10 protein-coding genes and 2 tRNA genes are annotated in these 12,756 nt (G+C 40.3%); 2 read left to right on the top strand and 10 right to left on the bottom strand.

All coding sequences use genetic code 11. From position 1 onward, the window contains the following. Positions 1-47: 47 nt before the first annotated feature. The 8 genes from TSP02S_RS09630 to TSP02S_RS09595 form a co-directional block, all read right to left on the bottom strand. Positions 48-1,346, bottom strand: coding sequence for an ABC transporter substrate-binding protein (locus TSP02S_RS09630; protein ID WP_041083656.1), 1,299 nt, complete (start codon positions 1,344-1,346; stop codon positions 48-50). Positions 1,347-1,607: 261 nt separating this feature from the next. After that, a complete protein-coding gene (locus TSP02S_RS09625) occupies positions 1,608-3,359 on the bottom strand; it encodes an NADH-dependent [FeFe] hydrogenase, group A6 (RefSeq protein ID WP_041083655.1) in 1,752 nt (583 codons plus the stop codon). 84 nt (positions 3,360-3,443) lie between these two features. Continuing rightward, on the bottom strand, positions 3,444-3,815 hold the full coding sequence (gene rplT / locus TSP02S_RS09620; RefSeq protein WP_041083654.1) for a 50S ribosomal protein L20: 372 nt from the start codon (positions 3,813-3,815) through the stop codon (positions 3,444-3,446). A 16-nt stretch (positions 3,816-3,831) separates the two neighbouring features. Next, on the bottom strand, positions 3,832-4,029 hold the full coding sequence (rpmI, locus tag TSP02S_RS09615; RefSeq protein WP_041083653.1) for a 50S ribosomal protein L35: 198 nt from the start codon (positions 4,027-4,029) through the stop codon (positions 3,832-3,834). A gap of 12 nt (positions 4,030-4,041) precedes the next feature. Beyond that, a complete protein-coding gene (infC, locus tag TSP02S_RS09610; protein WP_082026019.1) occupies positions 4,042-4,593 on the bottom strand; it encodes a translation initiation factor IF-3 in 552 nt (183 codons plus the stop codon). 82 nt (positions 4,594-4,675) lie between these two features. After that, positions 4,676-4,751: transfer RNA gene (locus tag TSP02S_RS09605), tRNA-Lys, on the bottom strand. 8 nt (positions 4,752-4,759) lie between these two features. After that, positions 4,760-4,834: transfer RNA gene (locus TSP02S_RS09600), tRNA-Arg, on the bottom strand. A 123-nt stretch (positions 4,835-4,957) separates the two neighbouring features. Beyond that, positions 4,958-6,811: an ABC transporter substrate-binding protein gene (locus tag TSP02S_RS09595; RefSeq protein ID WP_041083652.1), complete on the bottom strand. Its 1,854-nt coding sequence runs from the start codon at positions 6,809-6,811 to the stop codon at positions 4,958-4,960. A gap of 123 nt (positions 6,812-6,934) precedes the next feature. On the opposite strand from TSP02S_RS09595, the gene TSP02S_RS09590 reads away from it, so the two are divergent. Continuing rightward, complete coding sequence (locus tag TSP02S_RS09590) at positions 6,935-7,720, top strand: SAM hydrolase/SAM-dependent halogenase family protein (protein ID WP_041083651.1); 786 nt, start codon at positions 6,935-6,937, stop codon at positions 7,718-7,720. Continuing rightward, a complete protein-coding gene (locus TSP02S_RS09585) occupies positions 7,717-10,347 on the top strand; it encodes a CBS domain-containing protein (protein ID WP_041083650.1) in 2,631 nt (876 codons plus the stop codon). The genes TSP02S_RS09590 and TSP02S_RS09585 overlap by 4 nt, the downstream gene beginning before the upstream one ends. Here the strand turns inward: TSP02S_RS09585 and kamE are convergent. Next, positions 10,310-11,056 carry a lysine 5,6-aminomutase subunit beta gene (kamE, locus tag TSP02S_RS09580; protein ID WP_041083649.1) on the bottom strand — a complete coding sequence of 249 codons (747 nt, stop codon included), beginning with the start codon at positions 11,054-11,056 and terminating at the stop codon, positions 10,310-10,312. The two genes, TSP02S_RS09585 and kamE, sit on opposite strands and share 38 nt — an antisense overlap. After that, a complete protein-coding gene (gene kamD / locus TSP02S_RS09575; protein WP_041083648.1) occupies positions 11,053-12,618 on the bottom strand; it encodes a lysine 5,6-aminomutase subunit alpha in 1,566 nt (521 codons plus the stop codon). Before kamD ends, kamE begins: the two co-directional genes overlap by 4 nt. Positions 12,619-12,756: the final 138 nt, after the last annotated feature.

The raw sequence follows: 12,756 nt of genomic DNA, 5'->3' as shown, positions 1-12,756 counted from the left end.
CAAGGCACCTCCAAGAAAAGACGGCTGGCGAAAGCCAGCCATCACAATCAGAAGTATTCTTTGATAGCCTTGTTTGCGTTCTTTTCTGCTTCGTCAAGTGCCTGCTTTGGAGTTAAAGTTCCGGAGATCATTTTCTCTACAGCTGTTTCAATTGCATCTCTTACCTCAGGGAATGCGCCGATAATAGCTCCGTTTGTGTTGTAATTTTGCACACTTGTCAAAAGTTGTAAGATGGCGGTTAGATGGTGTGGGTTGTCTTTGTAGTATCCTTGAACTTGTAATTTTTGTATTGCATCAACCCTTATCGGGAAATAACCTGTTGCTTGATGCCACATAATTTGAGGTCCTGGTTCAGCAAGATATTTCACGAGTTTCCATGCCGCTTCTATTTCTGCTTGATTTTTCTGTTTTATGATCCACAGACTTCCACCACCGATAATCACTCCACCACGCGGTGCATCATCGGGGACTGGTAAGAAGGCTGTACCAAGTTCAAAACCTTGTTTTACAGATTCTGTCATAAGAAGTGCGACATCTGATGTCGATGAAATGAGCATACCAACCGTCTGGGAGATGAACAATTGCCGCGCAGCCGTCCAGTCAGCACGCTTGGTATTGATCATCAATCCTTCTTTTGTCAAGGTATTCCACAGATTCATGAAGTTGAGACCAGCTTGATTGTTGAAAACCACCTTTGTCGCCTTTGCAGTTCTTCCGTTGTTGTTATCCACCAGCGGCTGGTTTTGTAGAGCCATGTACTCTTCGAAGAACCAAGAATAGAGTGGCCAGGTGATTCCAGTTCTAACGATATTGCCTTTTTCATCTTTTTTGATGAGTTTTCTACATGCTGTGATTAATTCACTGTATGTGCGTGGGGGGTTATTTGGGTCCAATCCAACTTCCTTAAAAAGGTTTTTGTTGTAATAAAGCAGTGGAGTAGAGCTATTCCACGGCATTGAATAAAGCTTTCCACCAACTTTGTAGTAATTCAAAACCTGTGGAAGGAACAAACCGACATCAAATGATGGATCTTTGTCAACCAAATCTTGTACTGGTACAATAACACCGCTGTCAACCATCTTCTGTGTACTTATTTCGTTGAGTTGAACAACATGTGGTGGTGTACCTGCTTGAACTGATGCAACGGTTTTCGCAAGTATTTCTTCATAACTTCCTACATACTGTACTTCGACTTCGATATCTGGATTCAGTTTCATGAATTCATTCACCATATTTTGAATGACTTCAATGCGCCAACCACCCATTGCATGCCAGAACTGGATTTTGGTTTTTGCAAGTGAAAAGACAGCAAAAACAATCAGAATAAATACAAAAACCTTTTTCACCTTCAACACCTCCCCTTAGATGGTAGTTTAGATTTCTTAAGTGATTACAAAAATTATTGAAGAAATTTAAAAGACCATACCCCACCTTGGGACATGGTCTTCTCCTCGTCTCCGCCACATCCTTTTTAATTAGTTCTGTTTTGTACAAAATATATCATACATTAATCTATAAGTCAATATTATCTTGATGTGTTAACATATGTGATCTTATAGAAAAAGGGCGGTTTTTCCGCCCTTTTTTGTTGAATTGAAAAAATCCTTTTATGCCATTGCGTGATTATAAGTTTTGGTCTTTTTTGATCTGTCAACGTACGTTGTATGTAATAATTCATGTGAAACATGACTCAATGGATGCTCGAGAAATTCCTCGTAAAGCTTTTTAATCGATGGATTCTCATGGGATTTTCTTATGGTACTTCTTTCATCTATCGTGTATATAGCTTCCATCCTTTTTACAAGCACGTTCTTATCGAGACTCTTTGGTTGGCCTCCACCACCTATACAACCAGTTGGACACGCCATTATTTCTATAAAGTCATAGTAAGCTTCGCCTGCCACGATCTTGTCGAGTAACTTTCGAACATTCGCACCTCCATGAGCCACTGCTACCTTCAATTTCTTGCCATCAAAATCTATTGTTGCTTCTTTGATACCTTCAAAGCCACGGACACTTGTGAATTCAACCTTTGGCAAAGGTTTACCAAGACCAAGTTCGTAAGCAGTTCTGAGAGCAGCTTCCATCACACCACCGGTGACGCCAAAGATCGCAGCAGCACCCGTTGATTCACCAAGTGGGTTGTCATACTCTTCATCAGGCAAAGATGCATAAGGAATCTTTTTGATCTTTATGAGTTTTCCAAGTTCTCTTGTTGTCAAGACTATGTCTACGCCAGGCATATCTTCGATTTTGTGTTGTGGCCGTGTTATATCGTCTTTCTTTGCTGTACATGGCATGATGGAGACGACCAATATCTTTTCTGGATCGATTCCCTTTTTCTTTGCAAAATATGTTTTTACAAGTGGTCCTAACATCTGGTGTGGTGATTTACAAGAGGAAAGATTCTTTAAAAACTGTGGGTAGATTTTTTCAGCCATGTTTATCCACGCTGGACAGCAAGAGGTGAACATCGGGAATGGTCCACCATTCTTGAGTCTTTCAAGAAACTCAGAGCCTTCCTCCATGATTGTGAGGTCAGCAGCAAAATTGGTGTCAAAGACATAATCAAAACCCAGTCTTCTCAATGCTGCGACCATCTTTCCCGTTGAAATACTACCCGGTTCAAGCCCAAATTCTTCACCTATAGCAACTCTTGTCGCTGGTGCCGTCTGAACTACAAGTACCTTGTCATGTCTTTCGAGTTCTTCAAGGACCCTTCTAACATTGCTGTTTTCCGTGATTGCACCGACTGGACAGAAAGCCGAGCATTGTCCACAACTGATACATTCGGTCTCATAAACGGGCATTTCAAAGGCAGTTTGAGGAAGTGTTTCAAAGCCTCTTTCAACCATTGAATAAATATCCATTCCTTGGAGTTCTGAACAGGCCCTAACGCATCTGCCGCATACGACACATTTTTCAAGATCTCTGACTATTGCAGGAGAGCTGTCATCATAGACAGCACTGACCTTTTCTTCGGCTGGGAATAAGTCCTTGACTTCGTAACGATAGATGAGATCTTGAAATTCACAACGTCCATTTGATTCGCAGGTCATACAATCTTTGGGATGTCTTGAAAGTAATAATGAAAGGTTGAATTTCACAGCTTTTTGAACTCTGTCGGTTTTGGTTTTGATTTTCATACCATCTTGAACCTTCGTAGCACAGGCAGGTTGAAGATTCCTCGCGCCTTCCACTTCCACAACGCATACACGACAAGCGCCAGTTGGCTCAAGTCTTGGGTGGTTACAGAGAGTGGGTACATAGACTCCGGCGATGTTACAGGCTTCTACGATCGAAACATTTGAAGGAACTTCATACTTTTTCCCGTTAATCTCTATAAGCACATTAGCCACCATGAACCCTCCTCGCGAGAAGTTTGTTAAAGGATTCACATAGATTATAACACATAAAGGCATCCATTGGGATGCCTTTATTACTTAAACGGTAGCATGTTTTTCAAGGTGTTCCTTAGCTATCTTTACATATTCACTGAACGATGATGGATCATTTACGGCAAGTTCGGCGAGCATTTTCCTGTTGATAGCAACGTTCGCAAGCTTTAATCCATGCATGAGTTGGCTGTATTTTAAGCCATTTTGTCTTGCTGCAATATTGATTCTTGTAATCCACAAACTCCTGTAATCTCTCTTTTTAATTTTTCTGCCAACGTATGCATACCACTTTGCTCTGTAATAATGTTGTTTTGCGAGTTTATACCTTCTACTAATCGCACCTCTATATCCTTTAGCAGCTTTTAAAAATCTTTCTCTTCTTTTTTTCTTGGCGTGCAACGATCTTTTGATTCTCATAGTTTATTTCCTCCTCTCATCTCAAGGCGAGTAATTTCTTGATTCTTTTTTCGTCGCCTTTTCTCAGAGTATCTTTTTTCCTTAGGACCCTGAGTGCAGATCTTTTTCTTTTACCAGTTGTATGTCGTGTGCGAGCGTGATTGTAAAGCACTTTACCGTTCTTTGTGACTCTGAACCTCTTGGCTGCTGTTTTACTAACTTTCATCTTACTCATGATTGAACCTCCTCATCCATTTTTTGGCTTTAGCTGCATCCACATATCTCTGCCTTCGAGTTTTGCATCGGCTTCAACTACTGCTATATCATTGAGATCATTCGCTATTCGATCCAAGATCTGTTTTCCTCTGTCGGCAAAGGCGATTTCTCTGCCTCGGAACATAATTGTGACCTTGACTTTATCACCATCTTCAAGAAACCTTCTTATGTGTTTGAGCTTTGTTTGATAATCGTGTTCATCGATTTTGAGTCTGAACTTCATCTGTTTTGTCTCTTGAATTTTTTGTTTTTTCTTTGCTTCTTTCTGCCTTTTGGAGATCTGATACATGTACTTTCCAAAGTCCATGATCTTTGCAACGGGTGGATCACTATTCGGTGAAACCAGTACCAAATCGAGTCCTTTTCTCCTTGCTAATTCAATAGCTTCCTTTGTAGATATAACCCCAATTTGTTTACCGTCTGAGTCGATTACTCGAACTTTTGGGTGCCTGATTTGTTCATTTTTCAACAGTACTTGTTCCTTTTCTATGCTCCCGACCTCCCTATAAAAAATAGCGGGCAAAAGCCCGCCTCCCAATTGGATTCTATCAATCTCAAACCCCTTCGACTTTGTCTTGGGGTGGGAAGCATGGCTTCCGCTTTCCTGGTGGGCCGTGCAGGATTCGAACCTGCGACCCCCTGATTAAGAGTCAGGTGCTCTACCTGCTGAGCTAACGGCCCCTTCTTTCTGGTGCCCCTGGGAGGAATCGAACCTCCATTTACGGATTAGGAATCCGCCGTTCTATCCTTTGAACTACAGGGGCACCGCTTTTTCATTTTATCATTTTGCATTTTGAATGTCAACATTGCTTGAAACTGTTTAGAACACTGAAAATGAAAATAAAAAACCTGGGGCATAGAGCCCCAGGTTCAAGGAAATAATTTGATTATTCCTCTTTCCACAGATAGTAATAATCGTGTCCGGGTCTCATTGGATTGTTGAACCATCCTTTTACCCAGCTTCTTCCTACGAAGAAGGTTTGTGTTTCATACAAAGGTACACCAAGAACGTTGTTTATAGCAACAATTTGAACTTGTTCATACAGTTTTTGTCTCACAGCGGGATCTGGATTTGTCGCGGCTTCTTCGATGATCTGATTAACACTCTTGCCACCGAGTTCTGGTCTTGGAGTTGATACAAATTTCTTGAAGTTTTCACCCTGTGCAAAACCGTATGTTCCCGCTGAGTGATAGTATGTCTGAATGAAGTTATGTGGATCTGGATAGTCAGCAACCCAACCTATTATGAAGGCTGGTAGATAGCCATTTTTGTATGAAGTCAAATATGTAGGCCATTGCTCACCACGAACTTCGATTTTGAATTTCGGGTTGATCATTTCAACGTAAGTCTTGATCATTTCTGCTATGGTTCTTCTGACTTCGTTTCCTGTGTTGTACAGTAATGTCAGCTTGAACCCTTTCTTCCAAACTTCACCGTTCCACGCCTTCTTGAACTCTTCTGTTGCCTTGGTGATACTGAATTGATACAACGGTAATTTTGGATTGTAACCTAACAATGTGCTTGGCAAGTCTGCAGGCACTCTGCTTCCAAGTCCTCTCAAGACATCTTTTATAACTGCATCATAATTTATTACATATGCAAAAGCCCTTCTCAAATGTTCGTCGCTGAAGAAATCAGGTGGTATACCTTCGCCGTCAAGTTTACCAGAACCTATGTATTTACTATCTGGTCTGACATTCCAATTGAAGTGTAAGGACGTTACCGAAACATATGGTAAAGGTTTTATAACTGTTATACCAGGTGTGTTCTCGATCTGGGGTAGGTATATAGTTGGAACTGCAGCAATGTCTGCATCGCCTTTTTCAAGCATTGCTTTCATTGTTGACCATTCGCCCACATTCCATATAATTACTTTCTTTATCTTTGCTGGACCTCTCCAATATCCATCAAATCTTTCAAGTGTAACCCTTTGCTGTGCTCTATCCCATTCGACTACTTTAAATGGACCTGTACCATTTGTTTTTGCATAGAGCGGAGATTTTTCTTTTGCCAGATCGTGATATCTCCACCATGTATCTGCTTTGCCATCCCAACAACCTTGAGCGATTGACCATTCTTTGTTGAGAATCATACTCCAGTTTGCATAGCCACAGAGTATTGATAGGAATGGTCCAAAAGGTCTCTTAAGATGGAAGACGACATTATCTCCTTCGACTTCGATAGCTGGATCGATATAATCTGTGTAAATTTTAACCAAGGTATCTTTATACTCTGGCAATGGTTCTCCTGTGTTGGAATCAATCATCTCTGAATATGGTTTTCCAGCAACTGCTTCCACGAGTTCTTCGAGTGCATAGACTTCGAACATCGCTTCCCAGAGCATCCACATTGGACCACCGGCTGGATCGAATAAAAGGCCTCTTTCGAAGCTGTATTCGACATCTTCAGGTTTAAGTTCGGCACCATTGTGGAATTTGACACCTTTTCTGATAGGAAATACATAAGTTTTTCCATCGTCTTTGATGAGACCATTCTGAACAGTTGGTACTTGAGTGGCAAGCCTTGGAGCCATTTCTGTAACACTCGATCCGACGTACTCAATGAGACATTCATAAACCTCGCTCAAAACCTCGCCGCTTGCCGTATCGTAAGCAAAATGTGGGTCAAAGGTGTCCGGTTCCCCTGCAAGATTTAGTCGCACAATTGTGTCAGGGTTCTTAACTTCAGCAAATACCAAGAAAGTAGCCAAGACCAAAAAAACTACGAGAAATTTTCTCATCTTCATACCCCCTTGCGATAAAATTTTGACACCATAAAGTATACACCACGCAAATGATAAATTTCAAGACAATCGTTTTTTTGAAAGCTGTAGTATTCTATATTTGAAAAGGGAGGTTGAAAGATGATAGCCTTTCTGACAGATTGGTCTTTGAAGAGTTATTATGTTGGCGTGGCAAAAGCGGTTATGAAAAGGATAAATCCAGATGCAACCATCATTGACATTACTCATGAAATCAAGCCATTCGATGTTAGAATGGCAGCTCATATCCTTCTGAGGGCTTCGATTGACTTTCCACAGGGTACTGTCTTTGTGGCGGTTGTTGATTATGGTGTGGGTACAAGCCGCAAAGCGATTTGTATGAGGACAAAGAACGAACAGTTTTATGTGGGACCAGATAATGGAATTTTCACATATGTAGCACTCAACTATGGTGTCAAACAAGTTCGAGAATTGGACAACAAATCGCTGCATTACGGTTCTTCTTATACATTTCATGGAAGGGATATCTTTGCTTCTGTGGCAGGTCATTTGTCGAAAGGTGTTCGGTTTGAAGATGTTGGTAGTGTATTGCCAAATTATATAGTTTTACCAGTGAAGGTAGCTCAAGTGCAGTCAGATAATGTGATTGGAGAAGTTGTTTACTGTGATGGCTTTGGAAATATTGAAACGAATATATCTGCATCGTATGTGGAAAGACTCGGATGGGATATAGACGATATCATTCTTTTGAATGATAAATTCGAACTTGTATATGTCAAAGCATATGGCGATGTGGAAAAAGGAAAGGGTCTTGTTCATATCGATAGTTCTGGTTTTTTGGAGATAGCGGTTAATCAGGGTTGTGCAGAAGAATTTTTCAAACTGAACCAAGGGCAACAAATAACCCTTAGGAGGAAAAGGTCTTGAAGATTATTGTTGGCCATAGAAACCCCGATTTTGATTGTTTTGCATCGTGTGTTGCGGCTCGTAAGATTTATCCAGATTACACAATTGTGTTGAGTGGGACACCCCAGCAGAATCTCGCTCAATATCTTGGAATATATGAAGAAAAGTACCCTTTTATCACCGAGAAGGATTTGATCGATCAATCTGTAGAATCAATGATTGTGGTTGATACCGCTTCAAAAGAAAGGTTAGGCACACAGATTCAGGCAATTGTTGAAAATGTGTCAGATATTCTTGTTTTTGATCACCATCCAGATATAAAAGAAATATCTATTAAGGGTGAAAAGAGATTAGAAAGCGTCGGGGCAACGATTACAATGTTGCTCGAAGAAATAAGAAAGAGAAACATAAACATCGATTCTATCGACGCAACTCTTTTTGCAATAGCAATATATGAAGATACTGGAAATCTACTTTATACAACGACCACGGTGCGTGATATCGATGCGATTAAATATTTGATGCAAAAAGGGGCAAATCTGATCGAGGTATCTGACTTCATAAAATACGATCTTAACTATGATCAAAAATTGATTTTTGAATCTCTTCTGTCTAACTTAGAGACAATTCAAATCGATGGAGTTACGGTTAGTATCAGTATTGCTGAGACAGATAAATTCGTTGGTGGTTTGAATGCTGTGACGAGTAAATTGTGGTATTTGGAAGGAACAGAGACGCTCATATGTATCGTAAGAACAGGTAAAAAAATCAGTGTTATCGGTAGGACGTCATCAAACGACGTTGATATCGGAAGTATGATAGCAGAATTGGGTGGTGGTGGTCATCGTAAGGCCGCAAGTTGCACACTGAATACTGCCGATGTTTTGGAGGTTAAAAGGATCATTCTGGAAACGCTCAAAAAATATCTGAACAAAGGTCTGCGTGCGAAAGATATTATGTCTTTTCCAGTAAGGGTTGCCTATGCCGAGATGACCATCGGTGAAGTCAATAAGATTATGGAAAGGACGGGACACAATGGATTGCCGATAATCGAAGGAAATAAATTGGTTGGTATTGTCACAAAGAAAGCAGTTGATAAAGCGATGAATCATGGTTTACACAATGCACCGATCAAATCTATTATGTCAAGTAAATTGATAGTAGTCACACCAGAAACTCCATTGAATAAAATCAGGCAAATAATGGTTGAAAACGACATTGGCAGAATACCCGTCGTTGAGCATGGCATATTAGTTGGAATAATCACGCGAACAGATGTGATGAGATCAAGTTTTTCTGATGCAGTAACTCGTCCAATGAGAAAGGCAATTCATGAAACTGTTCAAATGGCCTTTGTTGACGTTCGTGATCTACTAATAACAAATTTGCCCAAGAAAATCATTGATTTACTCAAGCAACTTGGTCAATATGGTGATGAGCTCAATCTTCCTGTATACATAGTGGGTGGATTTGTGAGAGATCTGCTCATGGGCAACCCGAACTATGATATGGATATAGTCGTTGAGAGAGATGGTCTTGCCTTTGCCGACTATGCTGCTGAGGAATTAAAGGCGAAGTTAGTGAAATACGAAAAATTTCTAACTGCCTCGATATTCATAAAGAATGGTTTTAGGATAGATATAGCAACGGCTCGAACTGAATATTATCAAGCCCCTACGGAGTTACCACAGGTTGAAGTTAGTACGATAAAGAAAGATCTCTACAGAAGAGACTTCACTATAAATGCGATGGCGATAAAACTCAATTCAAAGGATTTCGGCACATTGATAGATTTCTTTGGTGCTAAAAAAGACTTGGAGAATAAACTCATAAGATGCCTTCACACGCTGAGTTTCATAGAGGATCCTACCAGAATCTTGAGAGCAGTGAGATTTGAAACGCGTTTTGGTTTCAAAATCGAATTACAGACAACTCAACTCATGTTGCAGGCAGTACAACAAGGTTATTTAGAAAAGGTTACCGGGCAGAGGCTCAGACAGGAATTCGAAAAAATCCTTGAAGAGAAAGATCCTGTGGCTGCTCTAAAAAGGCTCTCTGATTTTGAGATCCTCAAGCACATGTTTCCCGGTGTCTTTTATACAGCAACCATGGAGGAAAAGTTAAAATCGCTTTTTAGTTTTCTCACTTGGGCTGAAGAATTTTTTGGAAAGATCAACAAATTTTATTGTGTGATGTTTGTCTTTCTTGAGTATCATGGAGATACGGCATTAGACCAAATAAAAGAAAGATATGGCCTGGCATCTAAATTCATCGATGAGCTGAAAATAGTGAGAAAGATGATCGTTCCACTTTCAAAGATTGTCTCTATGAGATTGAACTTTTCTGATATATACAAAGTTACTCAAGGTTTCTCGCCTGAAGCATATTGTTATCTGGCATCTTATTTGGATATTGATTCTCAAGGATATCTCAAACAATATCTGGAAAAATCAAGACAAACTAAGATTAAGGTCAATGGACATTTTCTGACGAAGAATTTTGGTATCAATCCAGGAAGGATCGTCGGTGCCATGCTTGAGAAAGTTTACTGTGCAAAACTCGATGGAATGATCACCGACGATCAAGAGGAAGAATTTGTAAAAAGATTACTCAACGAGAGTATTTCTTCAAAAGCTCTTGAACAATGAAATTGGCGACGTCACTTGGAACTGTACCAGCACCAAAACCTGCATCATAGCCCAGTTCTAAGGCGAGTTCGTGGGTAATTCTTGGCCCACCTACTATCACCAAAAGGTCTTCTCTTAACCCTTCGGCGTACAGAAGGTCCATGAGTTCCGTCAGATGTCTTATGTGAACATTTCTCTGTGTAACCACCTGAGAAACAAGAATCACATCGGCATCAACTTCACGTACCTTTTTGACCAGTTCAACAGGTGAAACTTGAGCTCCCATGTTATATACTTTGAAAGCGTGATATCTTTCCAATCCATAATCACCGTGAAATCCCTTCATATTGAGTATTGAATCAAGACCAACTGTGTGTGCATCTGTTCCTATGGTCGCTCCAACCACCACTATTTTTCTGTTGAATTCTTTCTTCACAAGCTCATCGAGTTGTTCACGTGTCATTCTCCTGAATTTTGGAGCAACAACTTTTATAGTAGAAGCATCGATGGACACAGATGCCTTAGCATAAATTACGAAGAAGGTGAAGTTCTCTCCTATATCTTCCATAGTTGCTATGACAATATCTTGAAAACCAAGGGTTTCGCAAAATTTTTTGGCTGTTTCACGTGCAAGTGGACCGTATTCTATTGGTAAAGTGAATGAAAGTTGCACAGCCCCGTCACCCAATTGATCCCCGTAGGGTCTTATATTTTTCAGATCTATATTCATCTTCTCACCCCCAGACGCCTTTCCAATTCGTCCTGTATGGGATTTACGTAGTTTTCTGATTTTTTGAAAACACCATCTAATCCTTTTCCTCCATCCCTTGCACGAGGAATATCTGCGAACTGCCCTTCTTCTATTGCCCTGAGTAAACCAACATCTCTTGTGTGCTCGAGCAAATTCACCGCTTCTCTGAGTACCTCATTTGCACGTTTCTCGACGAAACCGTCTTTTTTGAAAATAACCTCTCGACCAAGATGGCGAGCGTTGTTGAAAACATAATTAGCATTGATCAATGCAAGGTATCTATCGTGTAAGTATGGGGTATGTATCGCCTCGGTGAGAATTCCAAGAAGTTGTATACTCTGTCCAGTCATCACTGAAACAAGATTGAACAATGTCTCCATTGCATATCCCTTGAAAATATTTCCAGTCATGAATTTTGTAGGTGGCATATATTTGATTGGATAATTTGCAAAAAGTTCTCTTGCCAACATTGCGTGGGCTATTTCATACAAAAGTCCATCTTCGATCTCAGGATTTATTTCAAAGGCATGTCCTAACCCCATCAATCGTGGCTTCATACCGGCTTTGAGTGCAAATTGTTCGTTGATCAATTGTGATGCAGTTACAGTGTGAGCCTTTTCTATGGCATCTGCGGTAGTGAGATAGTTATCTTCACCAGTGTTGATCGTTATACCTGAAAAGGCACACAAGAGTCTTGAGATATATTGATCTGTAAAGGTCCTTATCATATTTATGTCTCTGAACAAAATACCATACATCGCATCATTCAGGAGTATATCAAGTCCTTCAAGGGCGGCAAGTGCAGCGATTTCTGGCATGCAGAGGCCCGACGCGTAATTAACCTGTCTGATATATCTACCTACCTTTTTCGCTATATCATCAAGGGCTTGTCTCATGATTCTGAAATTTTCTTGAGTTGCGTAGGTTCCACCATATCCTTCAGTTGTTGCACCATATGGAACATAATCGAGCAAACTTTGAGCAGTCGATCTGATAACAGCAATGATATCTGCTCCTTGTTTTACAGCGGCTCTCGCTTGTATGACATCCTCGTAAATGTTTCCCGTTGCGACGATCAAATATTTATACGGTTGAGGTGGATCGCCCAATTCCTTTAAGAGATTTTCCCGATACTGACTTGTTTTTTCTATTTTCTCAAGTGAACGGCTTGATAGTTCTCGCATTTTCAAATCGATTTTTTCATCTGGTACATGAGGTAGAGATCTAAGATCCAGACCATCAACTATTGCTTCTGCTATCTCCTGTGCGCTCTTGTCGAGAACAATCATGGCATTGACAATTGGTCTTGTGACACCATCCTGGAGCATTTCCCATTCTTTGATCTTATCTACTACCACATTTACCAAAGGAATCTGATCATCTGTGACTCCATCGATTCCAAAGAGTCTGAGGACAGCTCTTTCGACTGAAACTGTAGAATGTTGATCGATCACTTGCTGAATCTGGTCCGTTATTTCTTTTGCCAATTTTCTTGCATAATCGACTAATTTCTTATCAAGCCTGATCTTTGGGCGATCCACATCATCACCTCCGCAAGAATCCTATCACATTTGTATTGAAACTAAAAAGTCACACAGAATTGAGGGAAAATAAAATAACCATCTTTGCCTGTGCAAGCTCTTTCGAAAAAATCAGTAAAAAAACAGGAGAAATAACCT

This window comes from Thermotoga profunda AZM34c06, from assembly GCF_000828675.1.
Lineage (GTDB): Bacteria > Thermotogota > Thermotogae > Thermotogales > DSM-5069 > Pseudothermotoga_B > Pseudothermotoga_B profunda.
Note: the sequence above shows the minus strand (reverse complement) of the source record. Positions and strands in the feature narration are given on the sequence as shown.

What these genes read in the sequence shown, in the direction of transcription:
- rplT (WP_041083654.1), bottom strand. Translation starts at nt 3,815, where the DNA reads ATGAGAATCAAAAGATCGTTGCACGCCAAGAAAAAAAGAAGAGAAAGA.
- rpmI (WP_041083653.1), bottom strand. Translation starts at nt 4,029, where the DNA reads ATGAGTAAGATGAAAGTTAGTAAAACAGCAGCCAAGAGGTTCAGAGTC.
- TSP02S_RS09595 (WP_041083652.1), bottom strand. Translation starts at nt 6,811, where the DNA reads ATGAGAAAATTTCTCGTAGTTTTTTTGGTCTTGGCTACTTTCTTGGTA.
- TSP02S_RS09590 (WP_041083651.1), top strand. Translation starts at nt 6,935, where the DNA reads ATGATAGCCTTTCTGACAGATTGGTCTTTGAAGAGTTATTATGTTGGC.
- kamE (WP_041083649.1), bottom strand. Translation starts at nt 11,056, where the DNA reads ATGAATATAGATCTGAAAAATATAAGACCCTACGGGGATCAATTGGGT.